General features: G+C 70.4%; 23 protein-coding genes. 11 read left to right on the top strand and 12 right to left on the bottom strand.

The annotated features are described in order from the left end of the window. The first annotated feature begins 97 nt into the window (after positions 1-97). A complete protein-coding gene (locus tag H577_RS15165; protein ID WP_051191757.1) occupies positions 98-1399 on the top strand; it encodes a M15 family metallopeptidase in 1302 nt (433 codons plus the stop codon). A 253-nt stretch (positions 1400-1652) separates the two neighbouring features. Then, a complete protein-coding gene (locus tag H577_RS0104845; RefSeq protein ID WP_029144997.1) occupies positions 1653-2816 on the top strand; it encodes an acyl-CoA dehydrogenase family protein in 1164 nt (387 codons plus the stop codon). 61 nt (positions 2817-2877) lie between these two features. Here H577_RS0104845 and H577_RS0104840 read toward each other — a convergent pair whose 3' ends face one another. From H577_RS0104840 to H577_RS17565, 4 genes are all read right to left on the bottom strand, one after another. Then, positions 2878-3975: an ABC transporter permease gene (locus tag H577_RS0104840; RefSeq protein WP_245570330.1), complete on the bottom strand. Its 1098-nt coding sequence runs from the start codon at positions 3973-3975 to the stop codon at positions 2878-2880. Continuing rightward, a complete protein-coding gene (locus H577_RS0104835; protein ID WP_029144995.1) occupies positions 3972-4613 on the bottom strand; it encodes an ABC transporter ATP-binding protein in 642 nt (213 codons plus the stop codon). The genes H577_RS0104840 and H577_RS0104835 overlap by 4 nt, the downstream gene beginning before the upstream one ends. Further along, complete coding sequence (locus tag H577_RS15160; protein ID WP_245570329.1) at positions 4613-5722, bottom strand: peptidoglycan-binding protein; 1110 nt, start codon at positions 5720-5722, stop codon at positions 4613-4615. Before H577_RS15160 ends, H577_RS0104835 begins: the two co-directional genes overlap by 1 nt. A 140-nt stretch (positions 5723-5862) precedes the next feature. Further along, positions 5863-6588, bottom strand: a complete 726-nt coding sequence (locus H577_RS17565) for a hypothetical protein (protein ID WP_156876551.1) — start codon at positions 6586-6588, stop codon at positions 5863-5865. A gap of 358 nt (positions 6589-6946) precedes the next feature. On the opposite strand from H577_RS17565, the gene H577_RS0104820 reads away from it, so the two are divergent. Next, positions 6947-7516, top strand: a complete 570-nt coding sequence (locus H577_RS0104820) for a hypothetical protein (protein ID WP_029144993.1) — start codon at positions 6947-6949, stop codon at positions 7514-7516. A 137-nt stretch (positions 7517-7653) separates the two neighbouring features. Here the strand turns inward: H577_RS0104820 and H577_RS0104815 are convergent, their stop codons facing one another. From H577_RS0104815 to H577_RS0104795, 5 genes are read right to left on the bottom strand one after another with little or no spacing between them, the layout of a single operon-like run. After that, positions 7654-8475 (bottom strand): energy-coupling factor transporter transmembrane component T family protein, encoded by an 822-nt coding sequence (locus H577_RS0104815; RefSeq protein ID WP_029144992.1) that lies wholly within the window; start codon positions 8473-8475, stop codon positions 7654-7656. Continuing rightward, complete coding sequence (locus H577_RS15155) at positions 8472-10373, bottom strand: ABC transporter ATP-binding protein (protein ID WP_036283722.1); 1902 nt, start codon at positions 10371-10373, stop codon at positions 8472-8474. Before H577_RS15155 ends, H577_RS0104815 begins: the two co-directional genes overlap by 4 nt. 7 nt (positions 10374-10380) lie before the next feature. Continuing rightward, on the bottom strand, positions 10381-10935 hold the full coding sequence (locus H577_RS0104805) for an ECF transporter S component (protein ID WP_029144991.1): 555 nt from the start codon (positions 10933-10935) through the stop codon (positions 10381-10383). Between the two features lie 59 nt (positions 10936-10994). Further along, positions 10995-12017, bottom strand: a complete 1023-nt coding sequence (locus H577_RS0104800) for a pirin family protein (RefSeq protein ID WP_029144990.1) — start codon at positions 12015-12017, stop codon at positions 10995-10997. Further along, positions 12014-12334 carry a GNAT family N-acetyltransferase gene (locus tag H577_RS0104795; protein ID WP_029144989.1) on the bottom strand — a complete coding sequence of 107 codons (321 nt, stop codon included), beginning with the start codon at positions 12332-12334 and terminating at the stop codon, positions 12014-12016. Before H577_RS0104795 ends, H577_RS0104800 begins: the two co-directional genes overlap by 4 nt. A gap of 462 nt (positions 12335-12796) precedes the next feature. Between H577_RS0104795 and H577_RS0104790 the strand changes: the two genes are divergently transcribed. Continuing rightward, a complete protein-coding gene (locus H577_RS0104790) occupies positions 12797-15280 on the top strand; it encodes a DEAD/DEAH box helicase (protein WP_051191783.1) in 2484 nt (827 codons plus the stop codon). A 270-nt stretch (positions 15281-15550) separates the two neighbouring features. Here the strand turns inward: H577_RS0104790 and H577_RS0104785 are convergent, their stop codons facing one another. Continuing rightward, on the bottom strand, positions 15551-16072 hold the full coding sequence (locus H577_RS0104785; RefSeq protein ID WP_029144987.1) for a DUF4262 domain-containing protein: 522 nt from the start codon (positions 16070-16072) through the stop codon (positions 15551-15553). A gap of 119 nt (positions 16073-16191) precedes the next feature. Here H577_RS0104785 and H577_RS0104780 point away from each other — a divergent pair, with 119 nt between their 5' ends. Continuing rightward, the gene (locus H577_RS0104780) at positions 16192-16530 is read left to right on the top strand and encodes a type II toxin-antitoxin system VapC family toxin (RefSeq protein ID WP_245570328.1); all 339 of its coding nucleotides are present in this window, start codon (positions 16192-16194) and stop codon (positions 16528-16530) included. 5 nt (positions 16531-16535) lie between these two features. On the opposite strand, the gene H577_RS0104775 is transcribed toward H577_RS0104780, so the two are convergent. After that, a complete protein-coding gene (locus H577_RS0104775; RefSeq protein ID WP_029144985.1) occupies positions 16536-16745 on the bottom strand; it encodes a DUF4287 domain-containing protein in 210 nt (69 codons plus the stop codon). An 84-nt stretch (positions 16746-16829) separates the two neighbouring features. Here H577_RS0104775 and H577_RS0104770 point away from each other — a divergent pair, with 84 nt between their 5' ends. From H577_RS0104770 to H577_RS0104760, 3 genes are all read left to right on the top strand, one after another. Continuing rightward, positions 16830-17090: a type II toxin-antitoxin system Phd/YefM family antitoxin gene (locus H577_RS0104770; RefSeq protein ID WP_029144984.1), complete on the top strand. Its 261-nt coding sequence runs from the start codon at positions 16830-16832 to the stop codon at positions 17088-17090. Further along, on the top strand, positions 17075-17473 hold the full coding sequence (locus H577_RS0104765) for a type II toxin-antitoxin system VapC family toxin (protein WP_029144983.1): 399 nt from the start codon (positions 17075-17077) through the stop codon (positions 17471-17473). Before H577_RS0104770 ends, H577_RS0104765 begins: the two co-directional genes overlap by 16 nt. A gap of 71 nt (positions 17474-17544) precedes the next feature. Then, entirely contained in the window at positions 17545-17784 is a 240-nt protein-coding gene (locus tag H577_RS0104760; RefSeq protein WP_029144982.1) for a hypothetical protein, read from the top strand. Positions 17785-17880: 96 nt separating this feature from the next. Here the strand turns inward: H577_RS0104760 and H577_RS0104750 are convergent, their stop codons facing one another. Beyond that, positions 17881-18285: a VOC family protein gene (locus tag H577_RS0104750; protein ID WP_029144981.1), complete on the bottom strand. Its 405-nt coding sequence runs from the start codon at positions 18283-18285 to the stop codon at positions 17881-17883. 103 nt (positions 18286-18388) lie between these two features. On the opposite strand from H577_RS0104750, the gene H577_RS0104745 reads away from it, so the two are divergent. The 3 genes from H577_RS0104745 to recQ are packed head-to-tail and all read left to right on the top strand — an operon-like array spanning position 18389 to position 21078. Next, a complete protein-coding gene (locus H577_RS0104745) occupies positions 18389-18622 on the top strand; it encodes a hypothetical protein (protein ID WP_029144980.1) in 234 nt (77 codons plus the stop codon). Next, on the top strand, positions 18612-18926 hold the full coding sequence (locus H577_RS0104740) for a type II toxin-antitoxin system PemK/MazF family toxin (protein WP_029144979.1): 315 nt from the start codon (positions 18612-18614) through the stop codon (positions 18924-18926). Before H577_RS0104745 ends, H577_RS0104740 begins: the two co-directional genes overlap by 11 nt. Positions 18927-18984: 58 nt before the next feature. Next, complete coding sequence (gene recQ, locus H577_RS0104735) at positions 18985-21078, top strand: DNA helicase RecQ (RefSeq protein WP_029144978.1); 2094 nt, start codon at positions 18985-18987, stop codon at positions 21076-21078. Positions 21079-21114: the final 36 nt, after the last annotated feature.

Below are 21114 nucleotides of genomic sequence, written 5' to 3'. Positions count from 1 at the left end.
AACAGACATCCGAATGAGTGCCGACGAGAGCGGGCGAAGGGTCGAAGCGGGCGCGTTCTGCTCGCATGTTCAGGTTGTCAGGGGCAGAATAGGGCGGGTGACGGTTCCCGACCCGCACGAGTCTTCGCGCGCACCGCTGACCCGGCGTGCGCTGCGCGAGGCACGCGAACGCGCGACGCGCGAGGTCGCCGCGCGCGCCGAGGTCGACCCCGCCGACGCCGACATGGGCGTGGCGACCGTGCCCATCCCGGTCGTCACCACCCCGGCCAGCTCGGCCCCCGCCGATGCGGTGCAGGACCATCCGCCCATCTTCAAGCCGCCGCCCCCGCCCGTGCGCGCGCTGCGCACCCGGCCGATCGCCGTCGCGGCTGCCCCCTTGCTGAACGGATCCCACACGGTGCCCCGCATGCGTCACGCCCGCCGCACGGCCGCGCTGCCCGCGCGGGCCGTGCTGGCCGCGGCATCCGTGCTCATCCTCGCCGGCGGCACCGCCGGCACCGCGATGGCACTGTCGGATCGCGGCCCCGACCCGCTGCGACCGCCCGCCGCGACCGCCGACATCATCGCCTCGCAGGTCGACGGCACGAGGGCGGATGCCGCGACCCCGACACCGGCGACATCCTTGCCGCCGGTGACCACCGAGCAGTCCGCACCCCTCGTCGAGGTCGCCTCGCTCGACGTGTGCGACATCCCCGCGTTCACCACGGCGCTCGCCGCGCACGACGACGCCGCGGCGATCCGTGCGGCCGGGGGTGCCGACGAGTTCCGCACGGCGGTCGCCGAGGGGCGCGCGCCCTGCGTCTCACTGAGCGACCCGGCACATGCCTGGGTCGTCGTCGACAAGCTGCGACCGTTCGACCCGATCGACTACACCCCCTCGCCGTTGACCGTTCCCGACAAAGTGCGCTCGATCGTCGGCGGTGAGTTGCGCGCCGACGCGGCCGCCGCGCTGACGCGCATGGTCGCGGCCGCCCGTGCCGACGGGGCCGGAGAGATCGCCCTGCAGAGCGGGTACCGCTCGTACAAGACGCAGAAGCAGTCGTACGGCGTGCAGGTCGACATGCGCGGCACCGAGAAGGCCGACCTGGTCAGCGCCCGCCCGGGGTACAGCGAGCACCAGTCCGGCCTGACCGGCGACGTGGTCGCCTGCAACGGCGGATGCGGCACGCTCGACGACCTCGCCGGAACCCCGCAGGGCGACTGGATCGTCGCCCACGCGTGGCAGTACGGCTGGATCGTGCGCTACGAGAAGGGGCACACCGGCGTGACCGGCTACCTGCCCGAGCCCTGGCATCTGCGCTACATCGGCACCGAGCTGGCCACCGCCTACCACGACGGCGGATTCCACACCCTCGAGGAGTTCTTCGGCCTGCCGGCCGCACCCGACTACGCGCACTGAGCCCCGCGGTGCGCCCGGCGCACCGTCGCCGATCACCCGACGGCATCCACCGCGTAGCCCCTACCACGAGCCGCCCGCGGATTCTCGGCCACGGGCCGTGTTGTACACACCGACGAGCGTGGGCCGTGGCATCCGCCGTTTCGTTGTAGGTGGTACTGAATGCCATCGGCGGTGACACTGGATGCCGCGTAGCATCGTGTGTGCGGATGGTTCACGCCCGTCCGCCCCACCGAAGAGAGAGGTTCCACACGCCATGGAACGGCAGATCTACGACGAGGACCACGAGGCGTTCCGCGACGTCGTCAAGGAGTTCATCAAGCGCTACGCCACGAACGACAAGCGCGAGAAGTGGGATGCGGACGGCGAGATCGACCGTGAGACGATGCTCGCCGCCGGTGAAGCCGGCATCATCGGGCTGAGCGTGCCCGAAGAGTTCGGCGGCGCCGGCATGCTGCAGGACTACCGCTTCCGCGCGATCGTGCTCGAAGAGACCATCGCGTCCGGCAACGGCTCGCTGGCCGGTGCGCTCGGCATCCAGGACGACCTGGCCGTGCCCTACCTGGTGCACATGGGCACCGACGAGCAGAAGCAGAAGTGGCTGCCCAAGATGGCCACCGGCGAGGTGCTCGGCGCCCTGGCGATGACCGAGCCGGGCGCAGGCTCCGACCTGCGCGGCATCAAGACGACCGCCAAGAAGGTCGACGGCGGCTACCTGGTCAACGGCGCGAAGACGTTCATCTCCAGCGGCAAGACCGCCGACGTGGTCGTCACGTTCGTCAAGACCGGCGAGGGCAACCGCCCCGACGCGTTCAGCCTGGTGCTGATCGAAGACGGCATGGAAGGCTTCGAGCACGGCAAGAAGCTGAACAAGGTCGGATTCCACGGCTGGGACACCGCCGAGCTGAGCTTCACCGACGTGTTCGTGCCCGACGCGAACCTCATCGGCGGTGTCGAGGGGCGCGGCTTCATCCAGTTGATGATGAACCTGCCGCTGGAGCGCCTGTCGATCGGGGTGGCCGCAGCTGCCGCCGGAGAGGCCGCGCTGAAGTGGACGCTCGACTACACGCTGAGCCGCGAGGCGTTCGGGCAGCCGGTCGCCGACTTCCAGAACACGCGCTTCGCCCTGGCCGACATGGCCACCACCGTCGACGTGATGTGGGCGTACGTCGACCGCGCGATCATGCTCTACAAGGACCGCAAGCTCAGCCCCGAAGAGGCCGCGAAGGTCAAGTTCTGGGCCACCGAGCGCGAGTGGGAGCTTCTCGACCTGGGCGTGCAGCTGCACGGCGGGTACGGGTACATGCTCGAGTACCCCATCGCCCGCGCCTGGGCCGACGCCCGTGTGCACCGCATCTACGGCGGCACGAACGAGGTCATGCGCGAGATCGTCGCCCGTGAGGTGACCGGCCGCAAGTAGCCCGAACCTGCGGCATCCGTCGTCTGTTCACACCGGGTCGGTCTCGCCCGGCATCGACGACTCAGGGCACGCGCAGTTCTCTGATGGGTTCGCGGCGGCTGGCCACCAGCGCGGGCAGCAGGGCGGCGAGCAGGCACACAACCACGGTGAGCACCGCGAGGGCACCGACGAACGCGATGCCGGGCAGGGGGTCGCCGGTGGCCAGCAGGATGACGGTGGCGGCGAGCACCCCGGCGGTGATGCCGATCGCGGCCAGGATCGCCGTCTGGGTGAGCAGCAGGCCGATGATCAGGGCGCGGGTGGCGCCGAGGGCGCGGCGGCGCCCGTAGTCTTTGCGCCGCATCATCACCAGGCCGTACAGCAGGATCGCGATGAGCACGCCGGCGACGGCGAGCAGGGCGAGCACGAGACCGCGGCCGAACCCGGCGAGCTGTCCTTGGATGAGGCCGCGCAGCGTGGCGAGTGCTTCGGAGGTCTCGACGGTGATCTTGCCGGGGTCGGTGGCGGCGAGCACGCCGGTGACGGCGGTGGTGACCGGTCCGACCAGTTCGGGGGTGTCGGCGATCACGAGCAGGATGTTGACCGGCTCGGTGCCGTCGGGGGTGCGGGGGATGAGCATGACGGGCTCGAAGTCCGCCAGGTACGCCGGTGTGTGCAGGGTGCCGCCGATGCTGTACTGCGCGCCGGTGGTGAGCGTGATGCCGCCGGCCGCGTCGGGCATGCCGAGCTGGGTGAGCGCTTCGGGTGACGCGTAGGCGAGTTGACCGGGAACCGGGATGCGGGCGGGGATGCCGAGGGCGGTCAGGTGGGTGCCGTACGCGTAGCGGGCGGGGACGAGGGTGCCGCCGGGGATGCGGCTGTTGGTGGTGTCGATGGCGGTCGAGAACGCGGCGGCGAATTGGATGCCGTCGATCCCGGCGATACGGTTCAGCACGCTGGTGGTGATGCCGGCCTCGTCGCCGGCGCGGATCATGATGGTGCGGGTGCCGGCGGAGTCGATCTGCCCGAGGACCTGCTGCTCGTTGCCGACGGTGCGGCCGGTGGTGAGCATGATCGCGAGGATCATGCCGGTGACCATCAGGATCGTCAGGATCGAGGCGACCGGGCCGGAGCGGGCCGATGCCGCGGCCTCGCGCACGACGGCGGCCAGGCGGGTCACAGCCGGATCTCCGTGTCGCAGGCGGCGGCCACCTCGGGGGAGTGGGTGACGACGATGACCGTGGCGCCGGTGCGGGCGTGGTCGCGCAGGGCGTCGACGACGATGTCGGTGGTGGCGGGGTCGAGGTTGCCGGTGGGCTCGTCGGCGAGCAGCACGTCGGGACTGTTCAACAGGGCGCGGCACAGGGCGATGCGCTGGGCCTGGCCGCCCGAGACCTGCCCGGGTTTGCGGTGTGCGGGCACGTCGACCCCGAACCGGTCGAGCAGAGCGCCGGCGCGGGCCACGGCATCCTGCCGCTTCTCTCCCCGGTACAGGGCGGTCTCGGTGATGTTGTCGAGCACGGTGCGGGTGGCATCCAGCGCGGCGTCTTGGAACACGAACCCGAACCTGTCTGCCCGCAACCGTGCGCGGGGGCCGTCGCCCAGCGTCGAGGCCGGCACGCCGTCGAGCCGGACCTGCCCGCCCGTGGGGTGCAGCATGAGTCCGAGCAGGTACAGCAGGGTCGACTTGCCGCGGCCGGACGGCCCGGTCAGCGCGGTCATGGTGCCCGGCTCGAACCGCGCCGTCCACCCGTCGAGCACGGGGGTGCCGGGCACATAGGCGAACGACACGTCACAGGCTTCGAGCAGTGCGGTCATCACTTCTCGTCCGCGGTGGCGGGCACCCGGGCGCGGAACCCCTCGTCGACGCCCTCGATGACCGACATGCCCTGCGCGGTCGCGGTCACGGTGACGGGATGCTGCGCACCGGCCTTGTCGATCAGAACGGTCTGCCCGTCTGCGGTCGTGGTCAATGCCGCGGTGGGCACCACGAGTCCTGTGACGGTGGGGGCGGTCACGATCTTCGATGCCAGCAGGGTGTCGCCGGTGACGGGCACCTGGTCGCAGTCGTTGCCGCAGATCGGTGCTTTGCCGGTGGCCGCGAGTGTCACGTTCACGCTGTTGGACTGCGGGTCGGGTTTCTGCGAGTCGACGACGGCGTTCCACGTGCCGCCCTTCGGTGCGGTGATCTGCACCGGCGTGCCGCTGGGCATGAGCGCTGCCTGACCCTGTGCGACGGGCACGGTGAACGACGGCGATGCGGGCAGCGCACCGATCGCGGTCTCGCCACCGGTGACCGTCTTGCCTCGGGCGATCACCTCGCCATCGAGTGCGACCCGGGTGGGCAGGGTCGGCAGGAACACGACATCACCCAGTCGCACCGTGCCGTCGGTGGCCACCCCGGTCGACTTCTGCCAGGCTCTGATCGCCGCCACCGTGCCCGGGCCGGCCTTGCCGTCGGCGGGGCCGGAGTAGAAGCCGAGGGTCTTCAGCATGCGCTGCACCTGGGCGACATCGGCACCGTGGTCGCCGGGCCCGATCGCGCGGAACGCGGGCACGCTGCCCTGCGCGGCCACGGTCGGGCGCAGATCGACGGTGTACAGGGTCGTGCCCATGGTGACGACGGCACCCGGCTTGACGCCCACCGACGTGACCACGCCCGCCGCGGCGTTGGATGCGACCGGGGTGGTCGACCACGATGCCACCGTGTTCAATGCGATGCTCGAGCCCACCTGGCCGGACTGCACCGTCGCGTACGTGTACTTCGTCGCCGTCGTCGGATCCTCGGCCGGCCGCAACACCGTTGCGACCGCCCAGCCGGTGATGCCGGCGACGACCGCCACGACCACGACGACGAGCACCCACACCCACCAGCGACGACCGCGAGGGGGCACGGTCGGCTGTGCAGCGTCACCATCGACTGTCACTGCAATCCTCTCTGCCGGTTCATTCGCACTCTATCGGCCCGTTGACACAGTGGCCCGCACAGGCCACCTGATCGGACACGCGCTGATCGGACACGCGCCGTGCGCGACGCGACATGCACTGGCAACGATGTCGTGGCCGACTACCCGACGCCTGCCTCGCGTTGCCATTTCACGGGGTCGACGCCGTCGTACAGTACGGCCCCGGGAGCCTGTTGCGGACCGCATTTCGCCGCGATATCGAATTCGTTGACACCGGGGTCGACTTGTGCGAAGGGGTAGAAGGGCGTGCTGTTCCATGTGTCGACGAAGACGGTCTTGCTGGGTTTGTCGGTGATCGTGTAGCCGAGTTTCTGCAGGCACGGGATGTATGCACGCACATCCCACTCGTATTGGGCTTCGGTTTGCGCGCGACCCCACGGTTTCTCGTAGCGTGGCCACACCGGGTATTGTGCGAGGCACTTGTACGTCGCGTCGTTGAACGCCTGCTTCTGCCCCGGAGGAACGGCGATGCCACCCTGCTCGTCCGCGGAGTAGCCTGCCGCGGTCAGGCACGATATCTGCACAGTCTCACGCTCTTCGGGATTGATGAACCGAATCACGCGATACACCGGCGGCGAGACGACGCCGAAGACATCTGCCCACCCAGCCAGCGTTTTCTCATAGATTGCGCGGTCTGCCGGGCTGAGCTTTGCGACCAATGGGTCATCGGTCGGCCCATACGACGCGCTGTTCGTTGTCTGGCTCGGTGCCGGGCTACCTGCGCCCGGTGCAGAACATGCGCTCAGGACGCACGACAATGCGACCGCAGCAAGGAAGACCGTCCCGGCTAGGCCGCGACGCATACAACGCCCGTCATCTTGATCCATCGACTCATCATTGAGATCACGACCTTCCTGAACACGGGACGCTACCACACGGGCGCGCCGCGCAACACCACCCCCGTGTTCCGGTTCGAAGTGCAACGTCGAGTTGTGGGGTGAGTTCGTCTTGGCGGTCAAGGGTGCTCCGACGGATGCTCCAGCACCGGTACGACCGGTACGGGTGCGGTGACGCACAATCACTACATCAACGGAGTGTGGAACTTTCAGACGTTCCAGAATGGGGTGGTGAATGCGAGGCGTGAGAAGACGTTCTGGGATGGCGTGACCACGATGGCCAGCGTTTCTGGGGCGGGACCCACCTACGCGACGTACTACTGCGACTGACGTACTAGTATCACGGAATATGACGCGAACCGGGCTGCGCAGGCGGGCCGTTCAGGGCTTGGTTGTTCTGTGTGCCGGTCTCGCAATGACGGGGTGTACGTCCGGCCGGAACGAAGGTGAGACGCCGACACCGACGCCCCCTGCCTTGTCGGCGGCCAGCCGGCAGGCACTGTTGAAGGCTGATCTGGACCGGCAGTGGCAGGAGACGGGACTTCCCGATGCGAACCGCCCGAATGTCGACGTCGTCCGCTTCACGACGCTCTTCGATTGGGCCGAGGCGTCAGCCGACTGCCTGCAACGAGACGGCTGGGACGCCGCGGCGGAGGATGGCGGGCTGAGCGCGACGGAGCCTGCTGATCCGGCACAGGCCAACGCGATGAGGTACGCGGTCTACGTCTGTTACGCGAAGTACCCTATGGATCCTCGATTCAGCGTGCCGCTGAACGAATCGCAGCTCCGTTACCTGTATCGGTACTACACCACGACGATGCGTGACTGTGTGAGAAAGCAGGGCTACGAGATCTCCGATCCGCCCTCTGAATCGACGTTCGTCGAAAACTATCAACGGAATGCATGGACGCCGTTGTAGGACGTTCCGCCGGCGGCCTTCAGCGAGGTGAGTGCGGCTTGCCCTCAGATACCTGAGGGGTTGTGGGGTGCATCCGGCTGACACGTCGCGGTCGTGTGTGCGCGGTGTGCTCGCCGGTGCGGGGCGCAGGCCGGTGGTCAGGGCGTCCAGGGAAAGAGCAACCAGAACACTGACGCCGAAGCGGTGAGCATGAGTACGGTGAACACGGTGTCGCGCACCCGCCACGGCACCCGGTGACGCTCGGTGCGGGTCGGGTACGCACCGAAGGCACGGGCATCCATCGCCAACGCCACCCGCTCAGCGTGCCGGATGGCGCCGGCCAGCAGCGGCACGATGTAGCCGAACCCGCGGGCGATCGCCGCGAACGGGCCGCGGCGGGCGCCCGCCGCGCGTACGCGATGCGCCTGGCGGATGATGTCGAGCTCGCGCCGGAACCGCGGCACGAACCGGAACGCCGCGATCGCGGTGTAGCCCACCCGGTACGGCACGCGCAGCTGCTGCACGAGCGAGCGCGCCAGATCGGGACCGGTCGTGGTCAGCCCCGCGATCAGCGCCAGCGCGACGATCGCCGCCAGCCGCAGCCCCGTCGCGAACCCGATCTGCACCGCGCCGGCATACAGCGTCCACCCGCCCACGCGCACCAGCGCGGGCGTGCCGGCCACACCGGCCGGATCTGTCCACAGCCCGAACGCGACACCCAGCAGGGCCACAAGCAGCGGAATCACCGCGAACAGGATCAGTGCCAACCGCACGGTCATGCGGGCACCGACGAGCACCACCGCGTACGCCAGCGCCAGAAACACCAGTGGCGTCGCCAGGTCACGCACGAACACCAAGGTCAGCATCGCCGGCGCCGGCGCGAGCAGTTTCGCCAGCGGGTTCAGCCGGTACAGAAAACGCACCGGCGAGACCGGGCCCGCCTCGGCGTACGGGTCGATGGCGACGGATGCCGTTGTCATGGCACGCTCACCCCCTGCGGCAGATCGGCCAGCCGTGCCACACCCGTCAGACCGGGGTGCGCGGTCAGCCCGTGCAGCGCCTCGCGCAGCGGCGGAAGCCGCAGACCCGCCCGCAGGATCAGGGCGTCGTCGGCGAACACCTCGGCGGTCGGTCCGTCGGCCAGCATCCGGCCGCCGCCGAGGACGATCGTGCGGTGCGCGTACTCGGTCACCAGCTGCATGTCATGCGTCACGATCAGCACCGTCGTGCCGTCTCGGTTCAGGCCGGTGAGCAGGTCGAGCAGCTCGTCGGCGCGGGCCCGATCCTGCCCGAAGGTGGGCTCGTCCAGCGCCAGCACGGGCGCCCCGGCGACCAGCGCCGTGCCCACCGACAGACGGCGCTTCTGACCGCCCGACAGCAGGAACGGATGCACCTCGGCTCGGTCGGTCAGCCCGAAGCGGTCGAGCATCTCGGGCACCCGGGCTGCGGCATCCGTCGCCGACAGGCCATGTGCCAGCTCGTCGCGGACCGTATGCGTGACGAACTGGTGCTCGGGGTTCTGGAACACGAACCCGATGCGTCGCGCGATCTGGCGGGTGGGCAGCCGGGTGATGTCGGTGCCGGCGAGCCGCACCGTGCCGCGAGGCGGGGTGATCACGCCGGCGATCGCGTGCAACAGGCTGGTCTTGCCCGCACCGTTCGCACCCACGATCGCCACGAACTCGCCGGCATCGACCTCGAAGCTCACGCCGTGCAGCACCCCGGTCTTACCGCGCCGCAGCGTGAGGTTGCACACCGCGACGGCGGCCACTCGCGGCGGCGCTGCGAGCTCCGCGGGCGGGGATGCGGCCGGCTCGGCCGCCCGGCGAGGGAACGAAGCGGCCGTGCAGAGACCCGGCGGCGGCTGTGTCGTGACCTCTCGCGGCTGCTCCACGGGCTCGGGCGTGGGCATGGCCCGGGGCTCTGCCGCGGGCTCGGGTTCGGCCTCGGGCGCGGGTGCGGGCTCGGCCTCGGGTGCGGGTGCGGGCTCGGCCTCGAGCGTGGGTGCGGGCTCGGCCTCGAGCGCGGCCCGCAGCTCGGCCGGGGTGAGCGGCAGCGGATCCATGCGGTACCCGGCTGTGCGTAGCCTCAGGGCGGCCAGCGTCGCAGTGGGCAGCCACACGCCCAGCGCATGCAACTCGGCGGCCCGCTCGCGCAGCACCGCGCCGGCCTCGCCGGCGGCGATCGTGCGGCCGGTGGCATCCAGCACCACCACCCGGTCGACGAACCCGATCGCCTCATCGAGGTTGTGCTCGATCAGCACCACCGCCCGATCTTTCGCTGCGACGATGTCGGCCAGCGCCGCGTACACCTCGCCGACGCCCTGCGGGTCGAGGTTCGCGGTCGGCTCGTCGAGCACCAGCACCGGTGACCCCAGGGCGAGTGCCGCGGCGATCGCCAGCCGCTGCCGGCCGCCGCCCGACAGGGCGTCGGGGTTCTCGTGCCGGCGCTGCCACAGGCCGACCCGGCGCAGGGCCGACTCACACCGGGACAGCACCTCGGCCAGCGGCAGCCGCAGGTTCTCGGGCCCGAACGCCACCTCGTCGAGCACCGTACCGGTGACCAGCTGCGCGTCGGGGTCTTGGAACACCATGCCGACCCCGGTCGACAGCCGCGACACCGGCGTGGTCGCGGCATCCTGCCCCTGCACCCGCACGGTGCCGGTCACCTCGGCGGGCACGTCATGCGGAATCAACCCGTTGAGGGTCAGCGCGAGCGTCGACTTGCCCGACCCGCTCGGGCCGAGCAGCAGCACGACCTCGCCGGGCCGCACCGCCAGCGAGGCGCCGGCGGGGGCGAACACGTCTTCACCCTCATGGCGCACGGCCAGATCCGTCACCTCGATCAGGTGGTCGGCGTCGGGTGCGGCGTCGGTCACGTCACCCTCAGCGGCGCACGGGCCGGCGGCCGATGCCCGCCTGCCGCAGCTTCGCGCCGATGAGCAGGCCGAGGGCGGTCCAGACGACGGGGCCGAGCACGGCGACCACGACATAGACGATCTGCGCCCACAGGGCGAACTGCCCGAGGTCGACGGCCAGGGCCACGACGACCGCCACGAGGATGCCGATGATCGCCGCCGAGATGAAGTACCGCCACACCTTCCACACCCGGTAGCGGGTGAGTGCGGCCACCCCTTCTTGGATGCCGCCGAACAGCAGTGCCGTGCCGATGAACCGGCCCGCCCACTGCGGCGCGGTCGCGCTGGCGACCAGCGCCGCCAGCACGTGCGACAGCAATGCCACCCACGGCAGGTGCAGTGCCTCCTGCGCGATGATGCCGGGGATCACGTGCGCGCCGAGCACCAGCCCGTACAGCATCGGTGCGGTCAGCAAGACGGCGGTGGTGATCCATCCCGCGGCACTGCCGACCAGGCCGGATGCCACGCCGATGGCGGCGCACACGAGCAGAACGCGCGTCGACAGGGAGGCAGGGGCGGGCACGCGTCCAGTCTATCGGCGCGGGTTAGGTGCCCCTTACCGGGGCGGATGCCGGGCGGCGTTCAGATCCGGCGGTGCCGGCGGGTGAGGCGGACGCCGGGCAGTGGCGGGGCGGGGATGCGCTCCGGGCCGTGACCGACCACGTGCCCGAACCGCGGGTCGCCGGCCTCCCACGCCTCACGCGCGGCGACGATCTCGTCGTGCGACCGTGCCACGAAGTTCCACCACATCACGATCTCGTCCTCGAACGGCTGCCCGCCGAGCACGAACACCGTCGCCCCGTCGCGGCTCGAGACCTCGACCCCGTCGCGCCCGACGCCCAGATACAGCAGGTGTTGCGGGGTCAGCGCGGTCGTGGCATCCGTCGGCGACCCTGCGGCATCGCCCGGGGCGGGGATGCCGGTGCGCACCTCGAGCGTGCCGTCCACGCCGACCAGCCCGTACTCCCAGTCCGGGCGCAGGGGCAGCCGCACACGGGCTCCGGCCGGCACGCGCACCTCGGCGCCTGCGATCGGCGTGTACGCCGAGGCGGGCGAGACGGCACCGGCGAACCGGCCCATCACCACGATGCCGTACGCGGCCTGGCCGTCGATCGCGGCCAGCTCGACCTCGGGCAGCGAGCGGTGCTGCTCGAAGGCGGCCTCACCGTGCCGGCGCGACTCGGGCAGCGCCACCCACAGCTGCAGCGCGTCGAGCTCGGTCGGTGCGTCGCCGACCGAATACTCCGAGTGCGCGATGCCGGCGCCGCTGGTCATCAGGTTCAGTTGTCCGCGCATGATCTGAACGTCACTGCCGAGCGTGTCACGGTGCCGTACTGCGCCGGCGAACGGCCAGGTGACCGTCTGCAGCCCGATGTGCGGATGCGGTTCCACGCGCATCATCGTCGTCTGCGGTCCGAACCGGTCGAGAAAGCACCATGCGCCGATCATCGGCAGGTCGCGCTGCGGCAGCGAACGGTGCACCTCCATCGCCCGCACGCCGCCCAGCGGCACCTCGCGCGATTCCAGCAGCACCGCGCGTGGACCGTCGCACTCGGCGGCGCCCTCCAGCTCGGCGGGCTCGGCCGCCGAAGCCAGCCGGGTCATACGCCGCCGCCTCCCGCGGGCCACTCGACGATGAGCCCGTCGATCTCGTGATCGCGCAGGTGCTTCTGCGCCTGCTTCTGCACCACGGGGCAGACCGGCACGACGGTCTCGCCGCGGGCCGCGGCATCCGCCAACGCCCCGTCGACCAGCACCCCGGCCAAGCCCCGCCCCCGGAACGACGGGATGATCACGGTGTGCGGCATCACCAGGCGCCCGGCGTCGTCGCGGCGGATCTCGGTGAAGCCGGCGAGCTCGCCGTCGACAGACAGGGTGTAGCGGTGGTTCTCGTCGTCGCGGCGCACGATGGACTCGGCCATGGCGGCTCCTCTCGTCACCTGCCTCTAACGTACGGCCGGTCCGTGGTGTTCCGCAGGGTGGCGCTGCGCCGGGCGGGCACAACGGCGGAGAGCCGGGCGGGCACCGGTGCTGCAGCGGGCGAGCACAACGGCGGGGCCCGGGCGGGCACCGGTGCTGCGCCGGGCGGGCGGGCTGCGCCGGGCGGGCACAGGCGCTGCGCCGGGCGGGCACAACCGGATGCGCCGGGCGGGCACAACCGGATGCGCCGGGCGTGCACAACTGCGGAGATCTTCCGCGACACGCCGGGGCCGGGGCACGCAAGAGCGGCGTGTCGCCGAGAATCCCCGCAGTTGTGTCCGACCGCGGGCGCCGCGTGATCCGGCCGAGTGCTTCGCGAGGGGTGTGCGGGCCGGCGCCTGCATGCGGCGGCCGACCCCGCGGCGGTACGGCAGACTCGAGGGGTGAGTTCCCTGCTCGACCGGATGCGCAGCGCCGGCGCCGACGCCGACAGCGTGTACGACGGGTTCGTCTCGTGGGCCGCCGACCGGGGGCTGACTCTGTATCCAGCCCAGGACGAGGCCGTGATCGAACTGGTCTCGGGATCGCACGTCATCCTGTCGACACCCACCGGCACAGGCAAATCGCTGGTCGCCGTCGCCGCGCACGCGGCGGCCGTGGCATCCGGCCGCCGCACCTTCTACACCGCGCCGATCAAGGCACTCGTGAGCGAGAAGTTCTTCGCCCTCGTCGAGATCTTCGGGGCGCAGAACGTCGGCATGGTCACCGGTGACTCGTCGGTGAACCCCGACGCGCCGATCGTGTGCTGCACCGCCGAGATCCTGGCGAACATGGCGTTGCGGCAGGGCGCCGATGCTCCGGTGGACCAGGTCGTGATGGACGAGTTCCACTTCTACGGCGACCCCGACCGCGGCTGGGCGTGGCAGGTGCCACTGCTGCTGCTGCCGCGCGCGCAGTTCCTGCTGATGTCGGCCACGCTCGGCGACGTCACGGCGCTCGCCGAAGACCTCGAGCGGCGCACCGGACGCCCGGTGGCACAGGTCACCGGCGCCCAGCGCCCGGTGCCGCTGCACTTCTCGTACGAGATCCGGCCGGTGCACGAGGTGGTCGAGCTGCTGCTGCGCGACGCCGAGACGCCGGTGTACATCGTGCACTTCTCGCAGGCCGCCGCGCTCGAGCGCGCGCAGGCGCTGTCGAGCATGAAGATCGCCACGCGCGAGCAGTGCGACGCCATCGCCGAAGCGATCGGCGACTTCCGCTTCTCGACCGGATTCGGCAAGACCCTGTCGCGACTCGTGCGCGCGGGCATCGGCATCCATCACGCCGGCATGCTGCCCCGGTACCGGCGCCTGGTCGAAACGCTCGCGCAGCGCGGGCTGCTGCGCGTGATCTGCGGCACCGACACACTGGGCGTGGGCATCAACGTGCCCATCCGCACCGTCGTGATCACCGAACTGGCGAAGTTCGACGGCACCCGGATGCGGCAGCTGAGCGCCCGCGAGTTCCATCAGGTCGCCGGCCGCGCCGGGCGCGCCGGGTTCGACCCGTACGGCAACGTTGTGGTGATGGCTCCGGAGTGGGAGATCGAGAACGCCGCGGCGCTCGCCAAGGCGGCCGACAACCCCGCCAAGCGCAAGAAGATCGTGCGCAAGAAGGCGCCGATCGGCGCCGTGAACTGGGGCAAGGGGTCGTTCGAACGGCTGGTGGATGCCACACCCGAAGCGCTCGTGCCGCAACTGCCGCTGACCGCGGCGATGCTCATCAACGTGATCGCCCGCGGCGGCGACGTGTTCGGGAACGTGCGGTCGCTGGTGTTCGACAACCACCAGACGCGGCCGCAGCAGTACGCGCTGGCGCGACGGGCGTTGGCGATCTTCCGCACCCTGCGCGACGCCGGCATCGTCGAGGCTTCGGGGCCTGGCATCCGTCTCACCGTCGACCTGCAGCCGAACTTCGCGTTGAACCAGCCGCTGTCGCCGTTCGCGCTCGCCGCGATCGCGCTGCTCGACCCGGACGACGCGCCCGGCGCGGCCGGATCCGGGCATTACGCGCTCGATGTGGTGAGCGTGATCGAGGCGACGCTCGACGATCCGCGGGCGATCCTCGCGCAGCAGGAGTACAAGGCGCGCGGCGAGGCCGTGGCGGCGATGAAACAGGACGGTCTCGACTACGACCAGCGCATGGAGCTGCTCGAGGAGGTCACTTACCCCAAGCCGCTCGACGAGCTGCTGCACCAGGCGTACGAGGTGTTCGCGTCGAGCCAGCCGTGGGTGCGCGACTTCACGCTCTCGCCGAAATCGGTGGTGCGCGACATGTTCGAGCGGGCGCTGTCATTCTCGGAGTTCGTATCGTTCTACCAACTCGCCCGCAGCGAAGGGCTCGTGCTGCGCTACCTCTCCGACGCGTACCGCGCGATCCGGCAGACGGTGCCGCTCGAGGCGCGCACCTCGGAGCTGCTCGACGTGATCGAGTGGCTGGGCGAGCTGGTGCGGCAGGTCGATTCGAGCCTGGTCGACGAGTGGGAGCAGCTGGTGCATCCGTCTGTCCGCTCCGACGAGCCGGTGCTGCCGCCGGCGCCGCCGTCGGTGGTCGCGAACCATCGGGCGTTCACGGTGCTGGTGCGCAACGAGATGTTCCGGCGCGTACAGCTGGCGGCGCTGCAGCGCGACGACGAGCTGGTCGAGCTCGACCCGGATGCCGCGTGGCCGGTCGTGCTCGACGAGTACTTCGCCGAGCACGATTCGATCGGCATCGACGGCCACGCGCGCTCGCCGCGGCTGTGCGCGATCGACGAGTCGGCCGCCTCGAGCGGGACGTGGCACGTCGAGCAGACCATCGACGATCCCGCCGGCGACCACGACTGGCGCATCCGCGCGGTGGTCGACCTGGACGCGTCGGCCGAAGCCGGTGCGGCCGTCGTGCGGGTGACCGAGGTCGTGCGGCTGTAGGGCCGAGCTGATCGCGGTCTCGCCCGTGGGTGGGCGTGTCTGCGGGCGGTGTATCTGCGGGGTGCGTCTGTGCGGTGCATCTGCGGTGTACACAACTGCGGTGTGCACAACTGCGGGGATTTTTCCCGACACGCCGTGCCCCGCGCGGAATCGACGGCGTGTCGCCGAGAATCCCCGCAGTTGTGCACGGATGCCTCGATCCATCGGCCGAGGCCGGCGCAGCCGTTGCGCGCGAGACGGAGGCCGTGCGGCCGTAGGGCCACGTCGACCTCAGCGCGCATCCCATTTACCGGGCCGCGGTTGGCGGCGGCGCGACCCGGTGTACCTCGGATCCCACGGGAACCGGCCACGCCTGTCGGTGTATGTCAATTGCAGCAGGGGCACCGATGCCTCAGCCGGGCGCTGATAATGCCGGTTGGCACCGAAGGCGATGTCGCCGGGGTTCGGCACTTCCTCGACGAAGATGCGCCTGTCCCAGCAGGGAAGTATGAGGTTCTCGCCCGGGGTGAGGCGAGCCCCGTCGAGCACGAGTCGCGCGGCGGAATTGAGGACGGATGCAACCGTCGGCATCCCGACGCCGACGATGACGAGCTCGGGATGGGCAATCCCGAACAGTCCGATCGTGTAGGCGAACGGCCTTTCCGATTCGGCCGAGCACATGCAGCCGGGAACGGAGCACGTGCCCATGCCGATGAGTTGCAGGCAGACGCCATGGCGGCGGATCGTATCGGCGGTGCGTGCGTCGTCTTGATCGAGCCAGGCGCTCTGTTGGGGTGTGGGTGCGGGTGACATGAAGGCGTTCCTCTCGGAGTGGATGCATCGGGTCGAGGGCACGTGCCGAGCACGATAGTCCGGGCCGCGGACAACGCTCCGTGGTTATCCACAGGGCGTCGTGCAGCCAGGGTAGAAAGGTGCTCGCAGCGCTCGAAGAGGCCGAACATGTCGGGATGTCGGCTGCGACGCTGGTCGAGGCATCCGTCGTCGCGGACGGCCCACGAGACCCCGTCCGCTCCGGGCGTTTCGATGCGTTCATCGACGCACTGGAGCTCGACGTCGTGCCACTGGATGCGGAACAGGCGCGCGTCGCCCGCCAGGCATATCGGGACTACGGACGTGGGTCAGGGCACCCGGCGCGGCTCAACCTCGGCGACTGCTTCGCCTATGCGTTGGCGACCGTGCGGCGTGAGCCGCTGCTCTACGTCGGCGATGACTTCGCCCGCACCGACGTCCGCGGTGCGCTCGAGGGCTGATGCGCTCAGGCGCCGTCGTGCTCGGTGCGGAACACGTGCACGAGCGCGTTCGCGTGGCCGTGACCCATACCCTGCTCTTTGAGGAACGCGACCTGGTCCATGTGCTTCTCGCCCGCATGCGGGCGCAACACGGCGATCCATTCGTCGATGGTCCGGCCGTATTTCGCCTCGATCGACGGGAAGTACGACTTCGGACCCTTCACCTGCTCGGCCATCCGCGCTCCGTCCGTTCGGTGGCCTCGACGCTACCAGGACGCACTGATGACCTGACCGGTCAGATAATCAGATAGTGTCGAAGCGTGCGCACCATCACCGCGACGGAGGCGTCTCGTCGCTTCTCCGACCTGCTCGATGCAGTCGAGGGCGGCGAAGGCGTGACGATCACGCGAGGGGGCCACGCTGTCGCAGAGATCCACCCCGCGCGGCGTCGGACCGGGCGTGACCTGCGTTCTGCGCTGGAGTCGGGTGTGCCCGGGTTCGATATCGACCTCGACGGCGATGTCGCCGATGCCCTGCGTCTGGTCCGCGACGACTCGGTGGACCCGTGGCGCGACGCCTGATACTCGATACCGACGTCCTCATCGAGTACGAGCGCGGTTCCATCGACCGCGCGATGTTCGACGACGACGAGCTCGCTGTCGCGTCGATCACGGTCGCCGAGTTCCGCGTCGGCATCGAGTTGGCAGCGACTCCGGAGCGCGCGGCTGAGCGAGCCCGAATACTGGCAGTCCTCCTGTCGGTGGTCGACGTGCTCGACTACACCGAAGCGACGGCCGCCCACCACGCTCGGCTGATCGCCGACGTTCGTCGCCAAGGAGCCCCGCGCGGCGCCCATGACCTCATCATCGCCGCGCACGCACTGCAGACGGATCGGACCATCGTCAGCCGCGATGCCGTCGCACGGTTCGGCACCTTGCCGGGCGTGCGCGCCGAAGCCGTCTGACCCTGGCGAGGCACGCGCTGAGCGATGACGTCGCGGGTGCCGCTGCGCGCGGGTGCCGCTACGCTCGCGGGATGACCGTGAGCGTGCTCGGCATCGACGTCGACGACGAGCTCGTGGGGCGTTGGCGCGGTTGGCTCATGCCCGAGCGCCAGCCGTTCGTGGTGCCCGCCGCGCTGATCGCAGAGCGGGCGTGGCGCGACGATCGGTCAGCGGTCTCGTTCGAGGTCGCGGACGCGTTCGAGCTGTACGGCGTCACCCGCGGCGACGCCATTGTGCTGCTCGATCATGGATGTCACCGGTACAGGTGCTGACCGTGCGCGACGTGATCAACCGCTCGCGGTATCGCGGGCTGCGGCTGGAACGCCGGTCGCTGGTCTGATCGGCCGACCAGGCGAGCGGCGCGCCGGTCACTCCTTTGAGCGCGGCGGGTTGAACATGAACTCGATGCGGATGCCGTTGTCGTCCTCGACGAACGACGCGTAATAGCGCTCGGTGAAGCGCGGATACTCCTTGGGCTCGCGCACCACGGCCCAGCCCGCGTCGGTCGCGATCTTGTGCAGGCGGTCGACCTCGTCACGCGAGCTGACATCGAACGCGAGATGCTGCCAGCCGACCCGGCCGTGCACGTGCGGTCCGGTGCCTTCTTCACGCGCGCGGTACAGCAACAGCTCGGTCTCGCCGTCGCGCGTCCACGAGGTGCCGCGGTCGTAGTCGCTGCGGGCGTAGCCGAACGCCGTCATGATCGGATCGAACTGCGTGCGGGCGCGCTCGAGGTCGTCGACGGTGATTCCGAGGTGATCGAAGATGGGCATGCCGCGAGTGTAGAGGGGGGCTCCGACGTCGGTGTCGCCGGCACTCGAACCCCGACGGTGTGATCCACGCGCAGTGTCTTACATTCTGTGTCACACTGAAGACATGGCAGCCACGATCACCTTCCGCCCCGACGAAGACGCGCGCCGCGCACTCGATGAGCTCACCGCTGACGGCACACCCACGTCGACAGCCGTGCGCAATGCCCTCATCGAGGCCGCCGGCCGGCACGCGAAGACGAGGCTCCGCGCCGAGGCGGATGCGCTGGCCGCCGACCCAGACGACCGCGCCGAGGTCGCCCAAGTGCTGCGTGACATGGAGACACTGCGTGCGTGGTGACGTCTACCAGCTGCGGGCACCACGCGGAACACGGGGCCACGAGCAGCGCGGCCCCCGATATGCCGTCGTCGTACAGTCCGACGACCTTGATGTGCTGTCGACATGGATGGTCGCGCCCACGTCGACGTCGGCACGCCCCGCGAGCTTCCGGCCGGCGGTCGAGCTCCACGGAACCCCGACACGCGTTCTCGTGGAGCAGACCTCGAGCATCGACCCGAGTCGGCTCGGCGACCGGGTCGGGCACCTGAGCTTCGACGAGCTGCGCGCCGTCGACGCCGCATTGCGCCTGGTTCTCGCGCTCTGACGCCCGCGCGTCAGTCGGTGTCGACGTCGGTGTCGCCGGTCCCGGCTACGTTGAAGGGGTGAGCACACCCGCCGGCGACCCGTACGCAGACATCGCGTGGAGCGATGCCGACGCACCGCCCGACGAGTGGGCCCCGCCGGAGGACGACGGGTGGATGCCGCCGCCTGACGACGGCGACCGGGCCGGCGTTTTGACCCGCCTCGCCCGCGGGGCGGCCGAGCCGTCCACGACGCCCGGGCCCGCGGCATCCCGAATCGTGTCGCCACGTCGCGACTTCATCCCCACGCCCCCTCCGCGCGGCGCCGGCGCCCCGCGCGGAGCCTCCGGGCGCGTGGGCCCAGCAGCCGACCCGCTGCACGTGCTGCGAGAGGTGTACGGCTACGACGCGTTCCGCGGCGACCAGGCGGCGATCGTCGACCAGGTGATCGGCGGCGGCGACGCCGTCGTGCTGATGCCCACCGGCGGCGGCAAGTCGGTCACCTATCAAGTGCCCGCGCTCGTGCGCGCCGGCACCGGGCTGGTCGTCAGCCCCCTGATCGCCCTCATGCACGACCAGGTCGACGCGCTCGTCGCCAACGGCGTGCGCGCCGCCTACCTCAACTCGACGCAGAGCCCTCCCGAGCGCGCCGCTGTCGAGCAGGCGTACCTGGCCGGCGAACTCGACCTGCTCTACGTCGCCCCCGAACGGCTCAACCTCGCCCAGACAACCGCCCTGCTGCAGCGCGGCCGGATCAGTGTCATCGCGATCGACGAGGCGCACTGCGTGTCGCAGTGGGGACACGACTTCCGTCCCGACTACCTCGCGCTCGGCGACCTCGGCGAGCGGTTCCCGGGCGTGCCGCGCATGGCGCTGACGGCGACCGCGACCCGCGAGACCCACCGCGAGCTCACCGAGCGGCTGCGCCTACCCGACGCGAAGCACTTCGTCGCCAGCTTCGACCGGCCGAACATCCAGTACCGCATCGAGCCCAAGGTCGATCCGCGCCGCCAGCTCGTGCAGTTCATCGGCACGATGCCCGAGGGATCCGCCGGCATCGTCTACGCCCTGAGCCGCAAGAGCGTCGAGCAGACCGCCCAGCACCTGCGCGCGCAGGGCATCGACGCGCTCGAATACCACGCCGGCTTGGACTCCGGCATCCGTGCCCGGCACCAGTCCCGGTTCCTGCGCGAGGACGGCGTCGTCATGGTCGCGACCATCGCCTTCGGCATGGGCATCGACAAGCCCGACGTGCGATTCGTCGCGCACATCGACCTGCCCAAATCGGTCGAGGGCTACTACCAAGAGACCGGCCGCGCCGGCCGCGACGGCGAGCCCGCGGTCGCCTGGATGGCGTACGGCCTCGGTGACGTCGTGCAGCAGCGTCGGCTCATCGACGCGTCGGAGGGCGACCGCGCCTACAAGATGCGCCTCGGGCAGCACCTCGACGCCATGCTCGCGCTGTGCGAGACGGTGGGATGCCGCCGCCAGAACGTGCTCGCGTACTTCGGTCAGGCATCCGATCCGTGCGGCAACTGCGACACCTGCCTGCAGCCGCCCGAGACCTGGGACGGTCTGGTGCCCGCACAGAAGCTGCTGTCGACGATCGTGCGGCTGCAGCGCGAGCGCGGACAGGCGTACGGCGCCGGGCACCTGGTCGACATCCTGCGCGGCGCGCAGACCGAGCGGATCGTGCGCTTCGGGCACGACCGGCTCGCGACCTACGGCATCGGTGCCGACCTGACCGACCAGGACTGGCGCAGCGTCATCCGTCAGCTGCTGGCCCGCGGCATCCTCGTGGCAAAGGGGGAGTACGGCACTCTCGCTCTGGGTGACACGGCGGCCGGGGTGCTGCGCGGCGAGACCGACGTACCGCTGCGCCGCGACGTGCTCGGGCGGGGCGGCTCGCGGTCGTCGGCGCGCAAGACCGCGGCGACGGATGCTGTGGCCCCCGCCGATCGCGACCTGTTCGAGGCGCTGCGCGCCTGGCGCGCCGGCGTCGCGAAGGAGCAGGGCGTGCCCGCGTACATCGTGTTCGGCGACGCCACGCTGCGCGCCCTCGCCGAGCATCGCCCCGCGACGCCCGCCGACCTCGACGGCATCACCGGGATCGGAGCCAAGAAGCGGGAGGCCTACGGCGATGCCGTGCTCGCGGTGATCGCCGCGCACGGCTGAGCTGCGGCACAGTCCCACGCCCGACGCGGCCGCACG

Source organism: Microbacterium luticocti DSM 19459 (assembly GCF_000422405.1).
Classification (GTDB): domain Bacteria; phylum Actinomycetota; class Actinomycetes; order Actinomycetales; family Microbacteriaceae; genus Microbacterium; species Microbacterium luticocti.
Note: the sequence above shows the minus strand (reverse complement) of the source record. Positions and strands in the feature narration are given on the sequence as shown.

Bases quoted from the DNA above. Each gene is read 5' to 3' on its own strand.
- H577_RS0104790 (WP_051191783.1), top strand. From the start codon at position 12,797: ATGCGCAGCGCCGGCGCCGACGCCGACAGCGTGTACGACGGGTTCGTC.
- H577_RS0104835 (WP_029144995.1), bottom strand. From the start codon at position 4,613: ATGACCGCACTGCTCGAAGCCTGTGACGTGTCGTTCGCCTATGTGCCC.
- H577_RS0104750 (WP_029144981.1), bottom strand. From the start codon at position 18,285: ATGCCCATCTTCGATCACCTCGGAATCACCGTCGACGACCTCGAGCGC.
- H577_RS0104785 (WP_029144987.1), bottom strand. From the start codon at position 16,072: ATGTCACCCGCACCCACACCCCAACAGAGCGCCTGGCTCGATCAAGAC.
- H577_RS0104795 (WP_029144989.1), bottom strand. From the start codon at position 12,334: ATGGCCGAGTCCATCGTGCGCCGCGACGACGAGAACCACCGCTACACC.
- H577_RS0104760 (WP_029144982.1), top strand. From the start codon at position 17,545: ATGACCGTGAGCGTGCTCGGCATCGACGTCGACGACGAGCTCGTGGGG.
- H577_RS0104815 (WP_029144992.1), bottom strand. From the start codon at position 8,475: ATGACAACGGCATCCGTCGCCATCGACCCGTACGCCGAGGCGGGCCCG.
- H577_RS0104800 (WP_029144990.1), bottom strand. From the start codon at position 12,017: ATGACCCGGCTGGCTTCGGCGGCCGAGCCCGCCGAGCTGGAGGGCGCC.
- H577_RS0104745 (WP_029144980.1), top strand. From the start codon at position 18,389: ATGGCAGCCACGATCACCTTCCGCCCCGACGAAGACGCGCGCCGCGCA.
- H577_RS17565 (WP_156876551.1), bottom strand. From the start codon at position 6,588: ATGGATCAAGATGACGGGCGTTGTATGCGTCGCGGCCTAGCCGGGACG.
- H577_RS0104845 (WP_029144997.1), top strand. From the start codon at position 1,653: ATGGAACGGCAGATCTACGACGAGGACCACGAGGCGTTCCGCGACGTC.
- H577_RS0104775 (WP_029144985.1), bottom strand. From the start codon at position 16,745: ATGGCCGAGCAGGTGAAGGGTCCGAAGTCGTACTTCCCGTCGATCGAG.
- H577_RS0104820 (WP_029144993.1), top strand. From the start codon at position 6,947: ATGACGCGAACCGGGCTGCGCAGGCGGGCCGTTCAGGGCTTGGTTGTT.